Source organism: Billgrantia sulfidoxydans (assembly GCF_017868775.1).
GTDB classification, from domain to species: domain Bacteria; phylum Pseudomonadota; class Gammaproteobacteria; order Pseudomonadales; family Halomonadaceae; genus Halomonas; species Halomonas sulfidoxydans.
In genome coordinates this window covers 4,191,696-4,210,546 of record NZ_CP053381.1, presented here as the reverse complement: position 1 = coordinate 4,210,546, position 18,851 = coordinate 4,191,696, and the positions used below count along the sequence as shown (strand labels likewise).

17 protein-coding genes, 3 tRNA genes and 2 rRNA genes are annotated in these 18,851 nt (G+C 65.0%); 14 read left to right on the top strand and 8 right to left on the bottom strand.

Annotation, left to right across the window (positions count from 1 at the left end; genetic code table 11):
- Positions 1–68 precede the first annotated feature (68 nt).
- From HNO51_RS19575 to rrf, 5 genes are all read left to right on the top strand, one after another.
- Positions 69–145 (top strand) — tRNA-Ile (locus tag HNO51_RS19575).
- 16 nt (positions 146–161) lie between these two features.
- A tRNA-OTHER gene (locus HNO51_RS19570) sits at positions 162–258 on the top strand.
- Positions 259–367: 109 nt separating this feature from the next.
- Positions 368–443 (top strand) — tRNA-Ala (locus HNO51_RS19565).
- 214 nt (positions 444–657) lie between these two features.
- Positions 658–3,547: ribosomal RNA gene (locus HNO51_RS19560) — 23S ribosomal RNA — on the top strand.
- Between the two features lie 101 nt (positions 3,548–3,648).
- Positions 3,649–3,764, top strand: a 5S ribosomal RNA gene (gene rrf / locus HNO51_RS19555).
- Between the two features lie 145 nt (positions 3,765–3,909).
- Here the strand turns inward: rrf and gloA2 are convergent.
- Together gloA2 and hisC are read right to left on the bottom strand one after the other, a co-directional pair.
- On the bottom strand, positions 3,910–4,314 hold the full coding sequence (gene gloA2 / locus HNO51_RS19550) for an SMU1112c/YaeR family gloxylase I-like metalloprotein (RefSeq protein ID WP_197448810.1): 405 nt from the start codon (positions 4,312–4,314) through the stop codon (positions 3,910–3,912).
- Positions 4,315–4,360: 46 nt separating this feature from the next.
- Positions 4,361–5,416: a histidinol-phosphate transaminase gene (hisC, locus tag HNO51_RS19545; RefSeq protein WP_209538138.1), complete on the bottom strand. Its 1,056-nt coding sequence runs from the start codon at positions 5,414–5,416 to the stop codon at positions 4,361–4,363.
- Positions 5,417–5,531: 115 nt separating this feature from the next.
- Between hisC and HNO51_RS19540 the strand changes: the two genes are divergently transcribed.
- The 5 genes from HNO51_RS19540 to mnmH all read left to right on the top strand — a co-directional run bounded on the left by HNO51_RS19540 (position 5,532) and on the right by mnmH (position 10,706).
- Positions 5,532–6,428 carry an AEC family transporter gene (locus tag HNO51_RS19540; RefSeq protein WP_197448808.1) on the top strand — a complete coding sequence of 299 codons (897 nt, stop codon included), beginning with the start codon at positions 5,532–5,534 and terminating at the stop codon, positions 6,426–6,428.
- Positions 6,429–6,544: 116 nt separating this feature from the next.
- Positions 6,545–6,994, top strand: coding sequence for a copper resistance protein NlpE N-terminal domain-containing protein (locus tag HNO51_RS19535; RefSeq protein WP_197448807.1), 450 nt, complete (start codon positions 6,545–6,547; stop codon positions 6,992–6,994).
- Between the two features lie 99 nt (positions 6,995–7,093).
- Complete coding sequence (gene radA, locus HNO51_RS19530) at positions 7,094–8,470, top strand: DNA repair protein RadA (RefSeq protein ID WP_197448806.1); 1,377 nt, start codon at positions 7,094–7,096, stop codon at positions 8,468–8,470.
- A 53-nt stretch (positions 8,471–8,523) separates the two neighbouring features.
- Positions 8,524–9,561 (top strand): selenide, water dikinase SelD, encoded by a 1,038-nt coding sequence (gene selD / locus HNO51_RS19525; RefSeq protein WP_197448805.1) that lies wholly within the window; start codon positions 8,524–8,526, stop codon positions 9,559–9,561.
- On the top strand, positions 9,558–10,706 hold the full coding sequence (gene mnmH, locus HNO51_RS19520) for a tRNA 2-selenouridine(34) synthase MnmH (RefSeq protein WP_197448804.1): 1,149 nt from the start codon (positions 9,558–9,560) through the stop codon (positions 10,704–10,706). Before selD ends, mnmH begins: the two co-directional genes overlap by 4 nt.
- Here mnmH and HNO51_RS19515 read toward each other — a convergent pair.
- The gene (locus tag HNO51_RS19515; RefSeq protein ID WP_197448803.1) at positions 10,686–11,381 is read right to left on the bottom strand and encodes a type 1 glutamine amidotransferase; all 696 of its coding nucleotides are present in this window, start codon (positions 11,379–11,381) and stop codon (positions 10,686–10,688) included. The genes mnmH and HNO51_RS19515 overlap by 21 nt on opposite strands.
- 46 nt (positions 11,382–11,427) lie before the next feature.
- On the opposite strand from HNO51_RS19515, the gene HNO51_RS19510 reads away from it, so the two are divergent.
- Both HNO51_RS19510 and HNO51_RS19505 read left to right on the top strand, forming a co-directional pair.
- Positions 11,428–11,721 (top strand): MGMT family protein, encoded by a 294-nt coding sequence (locus HNO51_RS19510; protein WP_197448802.1) that lies wholly within the window; start codon positions 11,428–11,430, stop codon positions 11,719–11,721.
- A 52-nt stretch (positions 11,722–11,773) separates the two neighbouring features.
- On the top strand, positions 11,774–12,364 hold the full coding sequence (locus HNO51_RS19505; protein ID WP_197448801.1) for a YjaG family protein: 591 nt from the start codon (positions 11,774–11,776) through the stop codon (positions 12,362–12,364).
- Positions 12,365–12,382: 18 nt separating this feature from the next.
- On the opposite strand, the gene HNO51_RS19500 is transcribed toward HNO51_RS19505, so the two are convergent.
- From HNO51_RS19500 to hisB, 5 genes are all read right to left on the bottom strand, one after another.
- A complete protein-coding gene (locus tag HNO51_RS19500; protein WP_242597161.1) occupies positions 12,383–12,907 on the bottom strand; it encodes a hypothetical protein in 525 nt (174 codons plus the stop codon).
- A 23-nt stretch (positions 12,908–12,930) separates the two neighbouring features.
- Positions 12,931–13,704, bottom strand: a complete 774-nt coding sequence (hisF, locus tag HNO51_RS19495; RefSeq protein WP_197448800.1) for an imidazole glycerol phosphate synthase subunit HisF — start codon at positions 13,702–13,704, stop codon at positions 12,931–12,933.
- 3 nt (positions 13,705–13,707) lie between these two features.
- Positions 13,708–14,466: a 1-(5-phosphoribosyl)-5-[(5-phosphoribosylamino)methylideneamino]imidazole-4-carboxamide isomerase gene (gene hisA, locus HNO51_RS19490; protein WP_197448799.1), complete on the bottom strand. Its 759-nt coding sequence runs from the start codon at positions 14,464–14,466 to the stop codon at positions 13,708–13,710.
- A gap of 93 nt (positions 14,467–14,559) precedes the next feature.
- Positions 14,560–15,201 (bottom strand): imidazole glycerol phosphate synthase subunit HisH, encoded by a 642-nt coding sequence (hisH, locus tag HNO51_RS19485; protein ID WP_197448798.1) that lies wholly within the window; start codon positions 15,199–15,201, stop codon positions 14,560–14,562.
- A gap of 30 nt (positions 15,202–15,231) precedes the next feature.
- Entirely contained in the window at positions 15,232–15,825 is a 594-nt protein-coding gene (gene hisB, locus HNO51_RS19480; RefSeq protein ID WP_197448797.1) for an imidazoleglycerol-phosphate dehydratase HisB, read from the bottom strand.
- A gap of 188 nt (positions 15,826–16,013) precedes the next feature.
- Between hisB and HNO51_RS19475 the strand changes: the two genes are divergently transcribed.
- Both HNO51_RS19475 and HNO51_RS19470 read left to right on the top strand, forming a co-directional pair.
- The gene (locus HNO51_RS19475; RefSeq protein ID WP_197448796.1) at positions 16,014–16,469 is read left to right on the top strand and encodes an acetyl-CoA sensor PanZ family protein; all 456 of its coding nucleotides are present in this window, start codon (positions 16,014–16,016) and stop codon (positions 16,467–16,469) included.
- Positions 16,466–18,814: an AsmA family protein gene (locus HNO51_RS19470; RefSeq protein ID WP_209538137.1), complete on the top strand. Its 2,349-nt coding sequence runs from the start codon at positions 16,466–16,468 to the stop codon at positions 18,812–18,814. Before HNO51_RS19475 ends, HNO51_RS19470 begins: the two co-directional genes overlap by 4 nt.
- Positions 18,815–18,851 lie beyond the last annotated feature (37 nt).

Here is an 18,851-nt window from a genome sequence, read left to right as displayed (position 1 = left end):
GTGCTCACAATGAATTACCTGATCGGCCAGAGCAAAGACTGTTTGGGTATAGACCCAGCGCGGCCAATGGGTCTGTAGCTCAGTTGGTTAGAGCGCACCCCTGATAAGGGTGAGGTCGGCAGTTCAAATCTGCCCAGACCCACCATTCTCGAGCTTCGGCCGGGTCTGTCGCTCAGTTGGTGAGAGCGCACCCCCGGAAGTTCTGCAAAGAGAAGGGTGAGGTCGCCGGGTTTATTTCAAATCTGCCCAGACCCACCAATTTCGCCGGATACGGCGTTGCTTTGAACCTCGCATAGCGAGCTATGCGTCGGCCCAAAGCGCCTTGTCTCCGACGAAATTCATCGCCAGTTGCAATGCGGTGATCAGTGGGGCCATAGCTCAGCTGGGAGAGCGCCTGCCTTGCACGCAGGAGGTCAGCGGTTCGATCCCGCTTGGCTCCACCACTTCCCCGCAGTCTACCCTGATCGGATCTGCAGTCATAAGCCATCGTCGCACCTTGCGATGTCGGGTTTATGACTGTCGATTGACAGTCTGCTCTTTAACAATGTGAATCATGCTGACACGTTTTCTCCGCAAGGGGAAAGCAAAAGTGATACGTCTCAAGCGTATCCGGCAATTGTCGTACGTGATCGCAGACCAGACCCCTTCGGGTTATATGGTCAAGCGATTAAGCGCATACGGTGGATGCCTTGGCAGCCAGAGGCGATGAAGGACGTGGTAGCCTGCGATAAGGCTCGGTGAGGTGGCAAACAACCTGTGACCCGGGCATTTCCGAATGGGGAAACCCACCCAGCACCAGCTGGGTATCCCACACTGAATCCATAGGTGTTGGGAGGCGAACCGGGGGAACTGAAACATCTAAGTACCCCGAGGAAAAGAAATCAACCGAGATTCCCCCAGTAGCGGCGAGCGAACGGGGAGTAGCCCTTAAGCGGCACGACTGGTAGGCGAACGAGCTGGGAAGCTCGACCATAGGGGGTGATAGTCCCGTAGCCGAAACCTGAGTGTCGTGAAATCGAGTAGGTCGGGGCACGTGAAACCTTGACTGAAGACGGGGGGACCATCCTCCAAGGCTAAATACTCCTGGCTGACCGATAGTGAACCAGTACCGTGAGGGAAAGGCGAAAAGAACCCCGGAGAGGGGAGTGAAATAGATCCTGAAACCGTATGCGTACAAGCAGTGGGAGCCCCTTCGTGGGGTGACCGCGTACCTTTTGTATAATGGGTCAGCGACTTATTTTCAGTGGCGAGCTTAACCGAATAGGGGAGGCGTAGGGAAACCGAGTCTTAACTGGGCGACCAGTCGCTGGGAATAGACCCGAAACCGGGCGATCTATCCATGAGCAGGTTGAAGGTTGAGTAACATCAACTGGAGGACCGAACCAGGATCTGTTGAAAAAGATTTGGATGACTTGTGGATCGGAGTGAAAGGCTAATCAAGCTCGGAGATAGCTGGTTCTCCTCGAAAGCTATTTAGGTAGCGCCTCACGTATCACCACCGGGGGTAGAGCACTGTTTCGGCTAGGGGGCCATCCCGGCTTACCAACCCGAGGCAAACTCCGAATACCGGTGAGTGCAAGCGTGGGAGACACACGGCGGGTGCTAACGTCCGTCGTGAAAAGGGAAACAACCCAGACCGTCAGCTAAGGTCCCGAAATCCTGGTTAAGTGGGAAACGATGTGGGAAGGCTCAGACAGCTAGGAGGTTGGCTTAGAAGCAGCCATCCTTTAAAGAAAGCGTAATAGCTCACTAGTCGAGTCGGCCTGCGCGGAAGATGTAACGGGGCTAAACCAGGTACCGAAGCTACGGGTTCGTCGAATGACGAGCGGTAGAGGAGCGTCGTGTAAGCCGATGAAGGTGGATTGAGAAGTCTGCTGGAGGTATCACGAGTGCGAATGCTGACATGAGTAACGACAAGGGGAGTGAAAAACTCCCCCGCCGGAAGACCAAGGGTTTCTGTTCGACGCTAATCGGAGCAGAGTGAGTCGGCCCCTAAGGCGAGGCCGAAAGGCGTAGTCGATGGGAAACGGGTCAATATTCCCGTACCTCACTGTATTGCGATGGGGGGACGAAGAAGGCTAGGTGGGCCAGGCGTTGGTTGTCCTGGTGAAAGCCAGTAGGCTGGGATCTTAGGCAAATCCGGGATCCCAAGGCCGAGAGGCGAGACGAACACCCCACGGGGTGGAAGTCATCGATGCCACGCTTCCAGGAAAAGCCTCTAAGCTTCAGATACAGTGGGACCGTACCCCAAACCGACACAGGTGGTCAGGTAGAGAATACCCAGGCGCTTGAGAGAACTCGGGTGAAGGAACTAGGCAAAATGGTGCCGTAACTTCGGGAGAAGGCACGCCGCGCTAGTGTGAAGGCCCTCGCGGCTGGAGCACGAGGCGGTCGAAGATACCAGGTGGCTGCAACTGTTTATTAAAAACACAGCACTCTGCAAACGCGCAAGCGGACGTATAGGGTGTGACGCCTGCCCGGTGCCGGAAGGTTAAGTGATGGTGTTAGCCCTCGGGCGAAGCTCCTGATCGAAGCCCCGGTAAACGGCGGCCGTAACTATAACGGTCCTAAGGTAGCGAAATTCCTTGTCGGGTAAGTTCCGACCTGCACGAATGGCGTAATGATGGCCACGCTGTCTCCACCCGAGACTCAGTGAAATTGAAATCGCAGTGAAGATGCTGTGTACCCGCGGCTAGACGGAAAGACCCCGTGAACCTTTACTATAGCTTCACACTGGACGCTGATGTTGCTTGTGTAGGATAGCTGGGAGGCTAAGAACCCCGGACGCCAGTTCGGGTGGAGCCAACCTTGAAATACCAGCCTGGCATCATTGGCGTTCTAACTCAGGTCCGTGATCCGGATCGAGGACAGTGTGTGGTGGGTAGTTTGACTGGGGCGGTCTCCTCCCAAAGCGTAACGGAGGAGCACGAAGGTACCCTCAGCACGGTCGGAAATCGTGCATTGAGTGCAAGAGCATAAGGGTGCTTGACTGCGAGACAGACACGTCGAGCAGGTACGAAAGTAGGTTCTAGTGATCCGGTGGTTCTGTATGGAAGGGCCATCGCTCAACGGATAAAAGGTACTCCGGGGATAACAGGCTGATACCGCCCAAGAGTTCACATCGACGGCGGTGTTTGGCACCTCGATGTCGGCTCATCACATCCTGGGGCTGAAGTCGGTCCCAAGGGTATGGCTGTTCGCCATTTAAAGTGGTACGCGAGCTGGGTTTAGAACGTCGTGAGACAGTTCGGTCCCTATCTGCCGTGGGCGTTGGATGTTTGAGAAGAGCTGCTCCTAGTACGAGAGGACCGGAGTGGACGCACCTCTGGTGTTCCGGTTGTCACGCCAGTGGCATTGCCGGGTAGCTACGTGCGGACGGGATAACCGCTGAAGGCATCTAAGCGGGAAGCCCCCTTCAAGATGAGACATCCCCGAGGCCTCGAGCCTCCTGAAGGGCCCAGCGAGACCAGCTGGTTGATAGGTCGGGTGTGGAAGCGCTGCAAGGCGTTGAGCTAACCGATACTAATGGCCCGTGAGGCTTGACCATATAACCCCAAGGGGTCTGCGCATCGCGCACGATTGACGGATACGCACCGCGCCGGTAGGCGCGGGCGAGACGATCACGCAGCATGATTCCAACCGTTTTCGCCTGACGACCATAGCGAGTGGGAACCACCTGATCCCATGCCGAACTCAGCAGTGAAACCGCTCAGCGCCGATGGTAGTGTGGGGTCTCCCCATGCGAGAGTAGGTCATCGTCAGGCATCTTTTCAGAAACCCCGGCCAACTGGTCGGGGTTTCGCCGTTTAAGGGCCTCCCACGTAGAGTAGCGGAGCGCCGCCCGAGTCATCGTCAGGCATCCATTCCAAAACCCCGAGTACGAAAGTGCTCGGGGTTTTTCTTTGCCTGTCAGTTCACTTCGTACAGCTCGATGGGGGTGCCGTCGGGGTCGCTCAGGAAAGTGAAACGCGACCCTGTCGAGGCATCGGTGCGAATGGGCTCGGGCCGTGCACCGCGTGCCTCGAGCAGCTTCACGCAGGCATCCAGATCGGTGGTGGCCAGGGCAAGGTGACGCCAGCCGCAGGCTTCGGGGTAGCTGGGGCGGGCCGGCGGCTCGGGAAAGGAGAAGAGTTCCAACTGGATACCGCCGGGGAGACGCAGGTCCAGCTTGTGGCTGTCTCGCTCGGCGCGGTAGGTCTCGTTGAGCACTTCGGCGCCCAGCACGTCGGTATAAAAGCGCCTGGCGCGGGGATAGTCGGCGGTAATCAGGGCGACATGATGGACTCCCGTCAGCGGGAGGGGAGACGTGGACATACGGCACCTCGGCTGGGTCGGGCGCCTGGCGGCGCCCTGGTATGGATCAACGACAGAGCAGCTCGAAGGCTTCGACCAGGCTGTCCATCTCGTCGTCGGTGCCGATCGAGATACGCAGGAAGTCGCGCAGGGCCTCGGTGTTGAAGTGGCGCACCAGGATGCCTCGCTCGCGCAGGCCGACGAAGAGCTGGGCGGCATCGTGCTCGGGGTGGCGCGCAAGAACGAAATTGGCCTGGGAGGGCAGTACCTCGAAGCCGAGCTCGGCAAGACGGCGAACGGTACGTTCACGGGTGGTGATGACGCGCTCCCGACAGGCGTCGAAGTGCTCGCGGTCCTCCAGTGAGGCGATGCCGAGCGCACTGGCCAGACTGTCGATGGGATAGGAGTTGAAGGAGTCCTTGACCCGTTCGAGGCCCTCGATCAGCTCGCGCGAACCGATGGCGTAGCCCAGCCGCAGACCAGCCAGGCTGCGCGACTTCGAGAAGGTTCCCGTCACCAGCAGGTTGGGGAAGCGCTCGATCAGCGGCACGGCGCTCTCTCCGCCGAAATCGACATAGGCCTCATCGATCAGCACGACCTGTTCGGTCAGGCGCTCGAGCAGCGCGGCAATGGCCACGCGCGGATGGCCGTGTGCCGTGGGGGCGTTGGGGTTGGCGAAAATGGCGCCGCCGCTCCCGGCGGTGAAGGCGTCGAGATCGACCCGCCACTCATGGTCGAGCGGTAGAGCGCGACGCTCGATACCGTACAGCTTGCAGTAGACCGGGTAGAAGCTGTAGGTGATCTCCGGCATCTCGAGCGGGCGCTCGTGGCAGAAGAAGGCCTGGAAGGCCAGGGCCAACACCTCGTCCGAGCCGTTTCCTACGAAGACCTGCCCTACCTCGACGCCATGCTCTCGAGCGAGTGCCTGGCGCAAGGCCAAGGACTGCGGATCGGGGTAGAGGCGCAGGTGATCGACCGGGTACTCGCGCAGCTTCGCCTCGACGCCGGGGGCCGGGGGATAGGGGTTCTCGTTGGTGTTGAGCTTGATCAGCTTCTCGCGTGGCTGTTCACCCGGGACATAGGGCGTCAGCTCGCGCACCGCCGGGCTCCAGAACTGGCTCATGGTGTCTCGTTTCTCGTCGGACGGAACTTTAGGCCATGTTGACCGCTGCGGCCTGACCGCGCAAGCCGCTAGCGTGCTAGCCTAGGCGCTTTCGCGTGGACGCTGGAACCCATACATGACCGCCCAGATCATTGCTACGCTGCTGCCGGTGTTCCTGATCGCCGGCTGCGGCACCCTCTACGGCCGTTTTCGTACTCCGGACATACGCAGCCTGAACACCCTCAACATGGAGATTTTCGTGCCCATGCTGGTGTTCGCAGTGCTGGCGGACCGGCAAGCCCCGCTGGCGGAGTATGCGGGCCTGGCGCTGGGGGCGGTCGTCGTGGTGCTGGGATCGGGCCTGGTGCTGTGGCCGCTGGTCAGGCTGCTGAGGCTCGAGCCCAAGACGTTCCTGCCGCCGATGATGTTCAACAATTCCGGCAACATGGGCATCCCTCTGCTGGTGCTCGCCTTCGGTGAGGCAGCGCTGCCCGCTGCGGTGGTGGTGTTCATCGTCGAGATGCTGCTGCACTTCTCGGTGGGGCTTTACATGCTCAGCCCGCGAACGCCGTTGTGGCGCCTACTGAGGATGCCGATCGTGCTGGCCAGCCTGGCGGGGCTGGGCGTCAACCTGGGCGGCGTACCGCTGCCCGGCTGGCTGCTCGAGGCGCTGCACATGCTGGGTGGGGTGTGCATCCCGCTGATGCTGTTCGCGCTCGGGGTACGCATGCTCGATATCGATTTCGGCGACTGGAGAACCGGACTGCTCGGCGCGGTACTCTGCCCGCTGTCGGGGCTCGTGCTGGCTGCCCCGATGATCCTGTGGCTGGAGCTGACGGGGCTGCAGGCCGCGGCACTATGGGTGTTTGCCGCGCTGCCCCCCGCCGTGCTCAACTACCTGGTGGCCGAGCAGTATCGCCAGGAGCCCCACAAGGTCGCCTCCCTGGTGCTGATCGGCAACCTGGGTAGCCTGGTGGTGATGCCCCTCGTGCTGGCGCTGGTCTTCATGTACGTTCACCCAGGGGTCGTCTAAACGCGACTTGTCAGGCGGGAACAGACGAGACTGTCTGCCAGCGCCCTGAGGGGTTATGCTGTGACATACGCTGACATCGGTACATGGCGACAAACCCATAGGTTAGGAGTGTACAAATGCAAGTGAGGACCCTGCTGGCTGGCTCGGCCATGCTGGCCTTCCTGGCCGGTTGTGCGGCCGGCCCGGCTGATGACCGTGCCGACATGGCAATGGACGATGCCGAAGTCGTTTACCAAGGTACCCTGCCCTGCCGCAACTGTGCGGGTATCGACCTGAACGTGACACTGCGAGGCGACGAGCAGGCGGCGCTCGAGGAGCGCACCTTCGAACTGCGTGCCAGCTATCAGGAGCACCCTCAGGAGCCGCCCGATGAAGAGTACGCCGGCAATTGGGAGGTACTTAGCGGTACCGCGGTCGATCCCGACGCCACCGTATACGAGCTGACACCGGATGGCGAAGGGCAGGTCTACTACTTCCTGCGCGTCGACGAGCAGACCCTGGAGCTGATCGACCCTCAGCGTCGGCGCTTCCAGAACAACGAAGCCCTGCAGCTGCAGCGCCGGTAAGGTCGGGCTCGAGCAGTGGCGAAGGCGGCCTGCGGGCCGCCTTCGCGCGTTTGGTTGGCCTGATAGAATGGGCCGAAATGAAGCCGGAGAGGGGCCTGCATGGCCAAAGCGAAGAGTGCCTTCGTCTGCACCGAGTGCGGTGCGGAGTACCGCAAGTGGCAGGGGCAATGTTCGAGCTGCCTGGAGTGGAACACCTTGAGCGAAGTGAGGCTCGCCGCCCCGCGTCCGGGGGCCGCGGCCTCGAGTGGTGCCGGGCGCTCCGGCTATGCTGGCGCACTGTCGAAGGAAGTCGTCGACCTGGGCAGCGTCGATCTCTCCGAGGTGCCACGACTTTCCTCGACCTTCGATGAGTTCGACCGCGTATTGGGCGGCGGGCTGGTGCCGGGGTCGGCAGTGCTGCTCGGCGGCCATCCCGGTGCCGGCAAGTCGACCCTGCTGCTACAAACCGCCTGCAAGCTGGCCCAGGCGCGCAAGGTGCTCTACGTCACCGGCGAGGAGTCGCTCTCTCAGGTGGCGATGCGGGCGCATCGCCTGCAGCTGCCCAGCCAGGGGCTCAAGATGCTGGCCGAGACCAGCGTCGAGACGGTGCTCGCCGTGGCCGAGCGGGAGCGTCCCGAGATCCTGATCATCGACTCGATCCAGACCATGCACCTCGAGGATATCGCCTCGGCTCCCGGCGGCGTGGCCCAGGTACGCGAATCCGCCGCGGTGCTGACGCGCTTCGCCAAGCAGTCCAACACCGTGCTGCTGCTGGTGGGGCACGTGACCAAGGATGGCACCCTGGCCGGGCCCAAGGTGCTGGAACACATGATCGACGCCTCGCTGTTGCTCGAAGGTGGTGCCGATTCGCGCTTTCGCACCCTGCGCGGGCAGAAGAACCGCTTCGGGGCGGTCAATGAGCTCGGCGTGTTCGCCATGCTCGAGAACGGCCTCAAGGAGGTGAAGAACCCCAGCGCCATCTTTCTCTCCCGCAGCGAGGAGCGCTCGCCCGGCAGCCTGGTGATGGTGGTGTGGGAGGGCACGCGACCGCTGCTGGTGGAAGTGCAGGCGCTGCTCGACGAGTCGGCACTGGGCAATCCGCGGCGGGTGGCGGTGGGTCTCGACCAGAACCGCCTGGCCATGCTGCTGGCGGTACTGCATCGCCATGGCGGGCTGTTCACCGGTGACCAGGACGTCTTTCTCAACGTTGTCGGTGGGGTCAAGGTGCTCGAGACCAGCGCCGACCTGGCGGTGCTGCTGGCGGTGGTGTCGAGCCTGCAGAACCGTCCCTTGCCACGCGAGCTGGTGGCCTTCGGCGAAGTGGGGCTTTCCGGCGAGATCCGTCCCGTGCCCAGCGGCCAGGAGCGCATCGTCGAGGCGGCCAAGCACGGCTTCACCCGTGCCATCGTGCCGCGGGCCAATGCACCGAAGCGTGCCCCCGAGGGCATGGAGGTGGTGACGGTGGACAAGCTGGCCGATGCGCTCGAGGCATTGTGAGAAAGCACCGCTCACTGCGATAGAATGACGATACGACCGCCAAGGAGAACGAGATGAGCGCGATTCGCCTGACCCAATACAGCCATGGCGCCGGCTGCGGCTGCAAGATTGCCCCCGATGTCCTCGACGGCATCCTGGCCAAGGCCGGGCCGGGGGCCACCCATTCGCGCCTGATCGTGGGCAACCAGGGCCGTGAGGATGCGGCCGTGTATGACCTGGGCGATGGCCGCGGCATGATTGCCACCACCGATTTCTTCATGCCCATCGTCGACGATCCCTTCGACTTCGGTCGCATCGCCGCGACCAACGCCATCAGCGACGTCTACGCCATGGGCGGCAGGCCGGTCCTGGCGCTTGGCATCCTCGGCTGGCCGCTGGACAAGCTGGGCCCGGAGATCGCCGGCGACGTGGTGGCGGGGGCCCAGGGCGTGTGCCGCGAGTTGGGCCTGGCGCTGGCCGGTGGTCACTCGATCGACGCGCCGGAGCCGATCTTCGGCCTGGCGGTCAACGGCCTGGTCGATCTCGAACACTTGAAGCTCAACAAGGGCGCCCAGGTGGGTGACCTGCTGTTCCTGACCAAGCCACTGGGTGTCGGCTTTCTGACCACCGCCGAGAAGCAGGGGCTGCTGGAGTCCGGTCATCAGACCCTGGCCCGCGAGACCATGCTGAAGCCCAACCAGATCGGCATGGCGCTGGCCAAGGTCAAGGGCGTACACGCCATGACCGACGTCACCGGCTTCGGCCTGGCGGGGCACCTCACCGAGGTGTGCCAGGCCAGCGGCGTGGCCGCGCGCATCGACTTCCGCCGCCTGCCACGGCTGGCCGAGGCCGAGGCATATCGCCGCCGCGGTGCGGTACCCGGCGGCACCGGCCGCAACCGCAACGCCCTGGGGGCTGCGCTCAAGGACATGGACGAGCCGCACTGGCAGTGGCTGTGCGACCCGCAGACCTCCGGTGGGCTGCTGCTCTCGGTGCATCCTTCCTGGGAAGACGACGTCGAGCGCATCGGCCGTGAGCACGGCATCGAGCTGGTGCCGTTCGGCGAGATGGTCAAGGCCGAGGGCCAGGCGCTGATCGAGGTGCGCGGGTGACCCTGCCGTTGCTTGAGCCCGAGCTCTCCTTGCTGCGTCAGGGGCGGGTACTGATCGACGTGCGCGCGCCGGTGGAGTTCGCCCAGGGCAGCCTGCCGGGGGCGGTCAACCTGCCGCTGATGGACGACGAGGAGCGTCACCAGGTCGGCATCGAGTACAAGCAGCACGGCCAGCAGGCCGCCATCGCGCTGGGCCAGCGACTGGTCAGCGGCGGTATCCGGGCAGCGCGAATCGCTGCCTGGCGGGGCCTCGTCGAGGCGCATCCCGATGCCGTGATCTACTGCTTTCGCGGCGGGCTGCGTTCACAGATCGCCCAGCAGTGGCTGGCCGAGAGCGGCATCGAACGGCCACGCATTCGCGGCGGCTGGAAGGCGATGCGCCAGGCGCTGTGCCGGCGCATCGACACGGCGGCCGCGCAGCCGCTGCTGGTGGTCGGCGGATTGACCGGCTGTGCCAAGACGGCCCTGGTACAGGCGCTGCCCAATGGTCTCGACCTTGAGGGCTGCGCCCGACACAAGGGTTCGGCCTTCGGCCGGCATCCGCTGCCGGCGCCCAGCCAGATCGATTTCGAGCACGCCATGGGGAGGCGCCTGCTCGAGCTCCACGGCCCGCTGGTGGTGGAGGACGAATCGCGCCATATCGGTGCGGCCAACGTGCCGCTCGCCTTCTGGCGGGCGATGGAGCAAGCCCCGCGGCTGCGCGTGGAGATGCCTCTCGACTGGCGCCTGGAACAGATCCGCAAGGACTACATCGACGACCTGTGGGCGATCTATCGCCAGCAGTGCGGCGAGTGGCTGGGCTGGACGCTGATGCGCAAGCAGCTCTCGACGGCGCTGGCGAGGCTGAAGAAGCGTCTTGGCCATGCCCGCCTGGCGCGCCTTCAGCGGCTTCAGCAGCTCGCCTTTCGCGAGCACGAACGGGGCAATCGCCAGGCCCACGAGGCCTGGCTGGCACCGCTACTCACCGAATATTATGACCCCATGTACCGCTACCAGTTGGAAAAGCGCGACCCCGCGCGCTTCCTGCATGTGGGCGACTGGGACAGCTGCCTGGCGGCGGCACGGGAGTGGTCGGCGGAGGCGATGCGGCAAGGCGCGGGGCAGACGCCGCCGGCCAGCGAACTCTCATGCCGGAGCACTGCGTAGCCACTGGCTCAGCAGGCGGTCAAGCAGCGGGGCCAGGCGATCGAAGCGCCGCCCATCGGCCAGGATGCTGGCGGCGGGTTGCGCGTGGGGGCTGGCCTCGCTGCCTTCCGGCTGCTCGCCGTTCGCCAGCAGTTCGCTGACGCTGGCGTGGGTCACTTCGAAATGGCACAGCAGCCCCAGCGCCCGCCCGGCATCCCAGGCGAAACCCTGCACCGGGCTGCCCAGGCTGCCGCCGAGCGGCAGGGCGTCGTCGGGCAGAGCGAAGACATCGCGATGCCACATGAAGGCGGTAAACTGCTCCGGCAGGTCGAAGGGGCTCTCGGGGGCCAGGGTTACCTCATGCCAGCCGACTTCGGCGTAAGTACCGCGGCCCACCGTGGCACCGAGTTCGGCGGCGATCATCTTGGCGCCCATGCCGATGCCGAGCAGCGGCTTGTTGCCGTCCAGCGCCTTGGCGATCAGCTTGCGCTCGCGCTTGAGCCAGGGATAGCGGGCATCGTCGAGGATATCCATCGGCCCGTCGAGCAGGATCAGCGCATCGCCATCGGCCAGGCTGGGTGGCGTTTCACCGTCATGCAGATGGAAGACGGTATGGCTGTGGCCCATGCTGGTCAGCCAGTCGACGATCCGTCCCGGGCCGTGATGCGGGCTGTGTTGAAGCAGATGCAGGTGCATGGAGACCTCGCCATTCAGGTGATGCAGACAGGGAGCGGCAGCGTACATGAAACCGGTACTGCGCGAACAGATCCTGACCATCCTGGCCGCGATTCCGCCGGGGCGGGTGACCACCTACGGGCGTATCGCCGCCATGACCGAAGGCGGCACGCCGCGCCTGGTGGCACGGGCACTGCGCGAACTGCCCGACGATCACGGCCTGCCGTGGTTTCGGGTGATCACCGCCTCGCGCCGGCTGGCCGATCATCCCGGCGCCCACGAGCAGCGCCAGCGGCTGGTCGCCGAGGGCGTGCTGTTCGATGCGCGAGGGCGTGTGGCGCCCGAGGTGCTGTGGCCATGAGCGGGCGTTTTTTCACTCCTATCATCAGACCGCCAATTGACGAGGAGAATCCATGAGTCAGCCCAAGGGGGGCTTCCATGAGCGGCTCCAGGCCCTCTCGCCGCGCCGACAGCAGGTCTTCATGGCGGCGCTGTGCGAGCGATTGCTGCCCAACTATGCGCTCTATGCCCAGATGACGGGGGCCGGGAACCCGGCGGGAGTGAAGGCGATCCTCGATCTGGTGTGGGAGCAGCTCAGCGTGCGCGAGGCGCGCATCGACTTCGAGCGCCAGGCCGAGAAGCTCGCCGAACTCGAGCCGCCGGCCGACGACGACAGCTTCGGTGCCCGCCGTGCCGTGGAGATGGTCGTCGCCCTGACCTCGCTGCTCGATACGCTACGCGGCGAATCCGCCGATGCGGTGCTCGAGGTCAGCCGTATCTCCAAGGGTGGGGTGCGCGCCTACATCGAGCTGACCGAAGGCGAGGAGGATGCCGGCAGACTGGCGAAACTGGTACGTGAGCACCCACTCATGGCGGACGAAAACGATTTCCAGGATGCCGTGCTCGAGGCGGTGGAGGGCAATCTCGATCGCGAGGCGCTCAGGGCGCTGCGGCGTCTGGGGCGCAATGACGGCGTGAGCAATCTGGGGCTCGAGGCCGGCTAGGCGCGGAAGGACCGACGCCTAGAACCGGATACCGCCGATGACCATGGCGCCGGCGGTACCGAAGACGATCAGGTCGGTCTCGAAGCGCCCCCAGCGCAGGCCCACGCTGGGCAGGGCGGCCGGCGCGGTGCCGTGGCGGTTGAAGGGGATATTGTCGCGATACTCGCCACGGTAGCCATGCAGCAAGCCAGCGGTCAGCTTGGCGCGCAGGGTGACGTCGTCGCGTGGCGCCCATAAGGGGAACTCACGGCCGGCATAGAGATAGAAGGCTTCCTGGTCGAAGGAGTTGAGGAAGCGAGCCCCGCCGAGCAGCCAACGCTGCGGGTTATGCAGCTCGAGGCCGATCAACTGCTGGTGGTCGTTGTGATCGGGCTCGGGATCGAAGTGGCGCGTGAACAGGCTGGTCTGCAGCAGCGCGTGGTCGAGTGCGAGCCGTGGTGGCCAGCTCGGCATCGGGGCGGCCACGGCTGCCGACGATAGCAGCACGAGCGTGGCGAAAGCGGCGAGCCCCCGGCGCAGGACACCCCCCCAGGCAGCCGGCACGATCACGCTCCTCGGCGCCGTGATCAAAGGCGCATCTCGATACCGCGTTCGGCCATGTAGCGCTTGGCCTCGGGAATGGTGTACTCGCCGAAGTGAAAGATGCTGGCGGCGAGCACCGCGTCGGCGCCGCCCTCCAGCACGCCGTCGACCAGATGATCGAGGTTGCCGACCCCGCCCGAGGCGATCACCGGCACCGTCACGGCATCACTGATGGCGCGGGTCACGCCCAGGTCGAAGCCGGCCTTGGTACCGTCGCGGTCCATGCTGGTCAATAGCAGCTCGCCGGCCCCATACTCGACCATCTTCTTCGCCCACTCGACCGCGTCCAGGCCGGTGGGTCGCCGTCCGCCGTGGGTGAAGATCTCCCAGCGCGGCGCTTCGCCCTCGGCCGAGACCCGCTTGGCGTCGATGGCCACCACGATGCACTGGCTGCCGAAGCGCTCGGCAGCCTCGCGCACGAAGTCGGGATTGGTCACCGCGGCGGTATTGATCGATACCTTGTCGGCACCGGCATTGAGCATGGTGCGGATATCGTCGCAGGTGCGGATGCCGCCGCCCACGGTCAGCGGTATGAACACCTCGCCGGCGATGCGCTCGACCATCTCCACCGTGGTGTCGCGATCCTCGTGGCTGGCCGTGATGTCGAGGAAGGTGATCTCGTCGGCGCCCTGCAGGTTGTAGCGCTGGGCGATCTCCACCGGGTCGCCGGCATCGCGGATGCCAATGAAGTTGACGCCCTTCACCACACGGCCGGCGTCGACGTCGAGGCAGGGAATGATGCGTTTGGCCAGTCCCATGATTCAGCTCCCGGCTCGATCGAGCCCTGCAGTCAGTTCGTCACACAGCGCCTGGCCCTCGGCCACGTCGAGGCTGCCTTCGTAGATGGCTCGGCCGGTGATGGCGCCGAGAATACCCGGCTCGCCCGCGGCCACCAGGGCGCGCAGGTCGTCGAGATTGGTCACCCCGCCCGAGGCGATCACCGGCAGGCCGCCCTCACGGGCAAGCTGCGCCGTGGCTTCGACGTTGACGCCGTTCATCATGCCGTCGCGGGCAATGTCGGTGTAGACGATGCTGGAGACGCCATCATCGGCGAAGCGCCGGGCCAGTTCGGTGGCCTTGACCGTGGAGACCTCGGCCCAGCCGTCGGTGGCGACGTAGCCGTCGCGGGCATCGAGGCCGACGATCACATGGCCGGGGAATGCGCGGCACATCTCGCCGACGAAGGCCGGCTCCTTGACCGCCTTGGTGCCGATGATGACGTAGGAGACGCCAGCGGCGAGATAGTGTTCGATGGTGTCGGCGCTGCGGATGCCGCCACCGATCTGGATGGGCAGCTCGGGCCAGCGGCGGGCAATGGCGGTCACCGCCTCACCGTTGATCGGCTTGCCCTCGAAGGCGCCGTTGAGGTCGACCAGGTGCAGGCGGCGCGCGCCGGCCTCGACCCAGCGGGCCGCCATGGCCACCGGATCGTCGCCGTAGGTAGTGGCATCGTCCATCCGCCCCTGCTTGAGGCGGACGCACTTGCCGTCCTTGAGATCGATGGCGGGTATTACCAGCATGTCGTGTCCTCTCGGGCGCGTTCGGGGCGCCGGGTTGTCGGGCGGCCTGGCCGGCTGCGCAGGTCGGGTGCGCCTGGATGGCCTGGTGGAGCCTCAGGGCGCCCAGGTAACGAAATTTTCCAGCAGCTTGAGTCCGGCCCGCGAGCTCTTCTCGGGGTGGAACTGCACCGCGAAGGTGGCGTCGCGAGCGATGGCGACATGCGCGTCGATCCGCCCGTAGCGGGTGGTGCCGAACACGCAGGCGTCGTCCTGGGCCGCCACGTAGTAACTGTGCACGAAGTAGAAGTGCTCGTCCTGGTCGATGCCCTGCCACAGCGGGTGGTCATGGTGTTGGTGCACCAGGTTCCAGCCCATGTGGGGCACCTTGAGACGCTGCCCGCGGTCGTCGACCATGTCGGTGGGAAAGCGCTTCACTTCGCCGGCAAGAAACCCCAGGCAGGGAATGCCGCCGCTCTCCTCGCTGTGGTCGAGCAGCATCTGCTGGCCGACGCAGATGCCCAGCAGCGGCTTGCTCTGCCGGGCCAGCAGTTCCTCCACCAGGCCTCGCAGCTCGGTCTTCTCGAGCTCGCCCATGCAGTCGCGGATCGCCCCTTGGCCGGGCAGCACCAGGCGGGTGGCGCCCTGGATGCGGCGTGGGTCCCGCGTGATCACGACGTGCTCGTGGGTGACGTGTTCCAGCGCCTTGGCAACCGAATGCAGATTGCCCATTCCATAGTCGATGACGGCAATGGTCATGGCGGCTCCTCTCAGGTTCGGTCGAAGGCGTTACAGGCAGCCCTTGGTGGACGGCATCTGGCCGGCCATGCGCGGGTCGGGCTCCACGGCCATGCGCAGGGCGCGGCCGAAGGCCTTGAAAATGGTCTCCGCCTGGTGATGGGCGTTGAAACCCTTCAGGTTGTCGATGTGCAGCGTGACCCGGGCGTGGTTGACGAAGCCCTGGAAGAACTCCCAGAACAGCTGGGTATCGAGCCGGCCGATCGTGGCGCGGGTGAACTCGACGTTCATGTAGAGTCCGGGGCGGCCCGAGAAGTCGACCACGACGCGCGATAGCGCCTCGTCCAGCGGCACGTAGGCGTGGCCGTAGCGGTGGATGCCGCGCTTGTCGCCGATCGCCTGGGCGAAGGCCTGGCCGAGGGTGATGCCGAGGTCCTCGACGGTATGGTGGTCGTCGATGTGCAGGTCGCCCACCGCCTTGATGTCAAGATCGATCAGGCCGTGGCGAGCCACCTGATCCAGCATGTGATCGAGGAAGGGCACGCCGGTCTCGCAGTTCAGCTGCCCCTCGCCATCGAGGTTCACGCTGACCGTGACCTGGGTCTCCTTGGTATCACGGGTTACCGTGGCGATTCGCTCGGACATGTCGGACTCTCTCTGGCGCTGGCGCGCGTCGCATGGTATGGGCCCGGCTTGACCGCAGGCGGCTTCCGGGCGGGCAAGCCTCTGCGCTTGCCGTCATGGGCCGTCCATTATAGAGAATCGCCCCCCCCATCCGCTACAATGCGCCCATTCACAGCGGCGGCTCCGTGCCGCGGCCCAGGGAGACCGTCATGCCGGTAACGCTTCACCTCGTAGACCAGGCCGTCTGGGCGACCGATCCACAGATCAAGCACGACCTGCAGCGGATCTATGCCGATGCTCCGGCCGAGCGCCTGGGCGTGCCTGTGGCCGCCTTCCTTCGCGAACACCTCGAGGCCGGCCACTTTTTCGCTTGCGCACGCTTCAACGAACGCCTGCTGGGCGCGGTGGCGGTGAGCGCCGACGATCAGGCCTGGTGGCTGTCGGAACTGTGCGTGCGCAAGGCCACCCGCCGGCGCGGCGTCGGCTCGCGGCTGCTGGCGCTGGTCAGCGATGCCGCCCGCACCGCGGGCCGGGAGCTGCGCACGCACTCTTGGCAGCTGCCGGTCGCCGATCAGGTGCTACTGACCCGCCTGGGATATCGCCTGGATATCACCGGCGACCATTTCGTATTGGCTCCACCGCTGCAAGGAGGCGGTAACCCATGAAGCGATTGTTGCAGATGCTGCTGGCCGCCATCGGGGTGCTCGGCGTCGTGGTGGCGGCGGCCGTGGTCTACGTCACGACCTTTCTCGACCCCGAGGACTTCAAGCCGCGCCTGGTCGAGGTGGTGCGCGAGCAGAGCGGGCTGGAGCTGACCCTCGACGGCCCGCTCTCCTGGTCCTTCTATCCGCGCCTGGGGGTCAGCGTAGAGCAGGCCGAAGGCCGCCTCCCGGAGCAGAGCGAGGAGGAGGCGCCGTTTTTGGCCTTCACCCATGCCGAGGTCAGCCTGGCGTTCGCGCCGTTACTGCGCGGCGAGATCGCCATCGAAGGGCTGACGCTCGACGGCATGCAGCTACGCCTGGCGCGCGACGAGGAGGGACGCGGCAACTGGGAAACCCTGCTGCAGCGTCTCGACGAACGCCGTGAGGGGGCCGAATCGGCGCTGGCGCCGGCCAGCGCCGGACCTAGCCGGGAAAGCAGCAACCTGGCCGTGGCGCTCAACATCGCCAGCGTGCAGGTGCGCAACGGCGCGGCGACATACCGCGACCTGACACAGCGAACCGAGTGGGTCGTCGAGGAGATCAATCTCTCCGGTACCAACGTCAATCCCCAGCGCGCCTTTCCGTTCAAGTCCTCTTTCAAGTTGAAATCGTACGCAACCCTCGATTGGCGGGAGCTGGAGCGAAGCCCGGCCCTGGCGAGCGACATTTCGCTAGAGGGACGGATGCGGCTCGTCCTTGCCGAGCGCCGCTATCTGCTCGAGGGGCTGAAACTCAGCACCGCCAGCCTGCTGGCGGGTCTCGAGGGCAGGCAACAGCTCGATCTGAGCGGACAGCAGCTCATTCTCGATCTCTCGCAGCAGCGCCTGCAGTTGCAGGAGGGGCGGCTCGAGGCCGGGCTGCGGCATCCCGCCCTGGGCGAGGAACCGGTGCCCTTGGCGCTGGTGATGGCGGTGGATGCCGATCTGGCCGAGAACTCGGCACAGCTGCGTGACCTGCAGCTGACCGGGCCCGATGACCTGAGCCTGAGCGGACATCTCAATCTCACCGACCTCGACCGGGCGCCCGCCTACAGCGGCCAGCTTAGCGTGGCGCCCTTCTCGCTGCGGCCCTGGCTCTCGCGGCTCGGCAAGATGGTCGAAACGGCGGATCCGCAGGCGCTCACCGACGTGGCGCTGACCAGCCCGGTGCAAGGCGATCTGGAGCGCCTCGAGCTGGCGGGCCTGACCATGGTGCTCGACGGCAGCACCTTTACCGGCAGGCTGGGCGCCGGCTTCGACGGAAAACTGCTCGACTTCGAGTTGCAGGGAGACCGCCTCGATCTGGATCGCTACCTGCCGCCGCCCGAGCCCGCCGACCAGAGTGCCGCTCGGCGTGACCTCCCGGGCCTCGGCAAGGCCTATGCGCAGGATGCAGGCACGCTGGTGCCCGCCGAGTGGCTGAGCCAGCTGAACTTGAGCGGCACGCTTGACCTGGCGCAGCTGCACCTTTCGGGGCTCGACTTTACCGAGGTGGGGCTGGCCCTGTCCGGCGGCGATGGAAAGCAGCGCCTCGAGCGCTTCGGCTCGGTCTTCTACGACGGCGAGCTGAGCGCCAGCGGTGCACTCGACTTGACCCGCGAGCCGATTCACTGGCAGCTGAAGCCCAGCCTTTCGCGGGTGCGACTGGAGCCGCTGCTGCAGGCGCTGAGCGAGGACGGCAGCGCTGCGCCGCTGCGCGGTCGCCTGACCCTCGACGGTGAACTTGAAACGCGTGCCAACAGTTGGCCGGCGCTCAAGCGCAACCTCAACGGGCGGCTGAAGGGGCACATCGACGAGGGGGCCGTTCTCGACGTCAACGTATCGCAGGAGCTGTGCACCCTGGCGGCCACGCTCGAAGGCCGCGAGACCAGCCGTGACTGGAGCGCCGATACGCGCTTCGAGCGTGCCGAAGCGGGCCTGCGCATCAACGATGGCGTTGCTCGCAGTGAAGACATCCTGGTTCTCATTCCCGGCATCGAGCTGGGCGGCAGCGGCGAGCTTGACCTGGGCAGCGAACGCTTCGACCTGCGTGCTGCCGCCCGCTTCGTCGATGGTGCGGATGCCGCCTGCCCGGTCAATCGACGCCTGGAGCGAGTGCCGCTACCGGTGCGCTGTAGCGGTGAGCTCTCCGGTGACAGCGGCGAATGGTGTCGCTTCGATCGTGAGGCGTTTCAGGCGACACTGGCCGAGCTGCTGCGCGACGAAGCCTCCCGCCGCGCCGGCGAGGAGCTGGAGGAGCGCCTGGAGCGTCCGCTCGAGCGGCTCGAGGAGCGTCTCGGCGAGGGAGCCGGTCGGGAACTTCGCGACACCCTGCGTGGTCTGTTGAACTGATGACCCAACAAGCCAGTCTCTGCGCCGACTCACCAGT

Coding starts and splice junctions, on each gene's coding strand:
- gloA2 (WP_197448810.1), bottom strand. CDS start 4,314: ATGTCCACGTCTCCCCTCCCGCTGACGGGAGTCCATCATGTCGCCCTG.
- hisC (WP_209538138.1), bottom strand. CDS start 5,416: ATGAGCCAGTTCTGGAGCCCGGCGGTGCGCGAGCTGACGCCCTATGTC.
- HNO51_RS19540 (WP_197448808.1), top strand. CDS start 5,532: ATGACCGCCCAGATCATTGCTACGCTGCTGCCGGTGTTCCTGATCGCC.
- HNO51_RS19535 (WP_197448807.1), top strand. CDS start 6,545: ATGCAAGTGAGGACCCTGCTGGCTGGCTCGGCCATGCTGGCCTTCCTG.
- radA (WP_197448806.1), top strand. CDS start 7,094: ATGGCCAAAGCGAAGAGTGCCTTCGTCTGCACCGAGTGCGGTGCGGAG.
- selD (WP_197448805.1), top strand. CDS start 8,524: ATGAGCGCGATTCGCCTGACCCAATACAGCCATGGCGCCGGCTGCGGC.
- HNO51_RS19515 (WP_197448803.1), bottom strand. CDS start 11,381: ATGCACCTGCATCTGCTTCAACACAGCCCGCATCACGGCCCGGGACGG.
- HNO51_RS19510 (WP_197448802.1), top strand. CDS start 11,428: ATGAAACCGGTACTGCGCGAACAGATCCTGACCATCCTGGCCGCGATT.
- HNO51_RS19505 (WP_197448801.1), top strand. CDS start 11,774: ATGAGTCAGCCCAAGGGGGGCTTCCATGAGCGGCTCCAGGCCCTCTCG.
- hisF (WP_197448800.1), bottom strand. CDS start 13,704: ATGGGACTGGCCAAACGCATCATTCCCTGCCTCGACGTCGACGCCGGC.
- hisA (WP_197448799.1), bottom strand. CDS start 14,466: ATGCTGGTAATACCCGCCATCGATCTCAAGGACGGCAAGTGCGTCCGC.
- hisH (WP_197448798.1), bottom strand. CDS start 15,201: ATGACCATTGCCGTCATCGACTATGGAATGGGCAATCTGCATTCGGTT.
- hisB (WP_197448797.1), bottom strand. CDS start 15,825: ATGTCCGAGCGAATCGCCACGGTAACCCGTGATACCAAGGAGACCCAG.
- HNO51_RS19475 (WP_197448796.1), top strand. CDS start 16,014: ATGCCGGTAACGCTTCACCTCGTAGACCAGGCCGTCTGGGCGACCGAT.
- HNO51_RS19470 (WP_209538137.1), top strand. CDS start 16,466: ATGAAGCGATTGTTGCAGATGCTGCTGGCCGCCATCGGGGTGCTCGGC.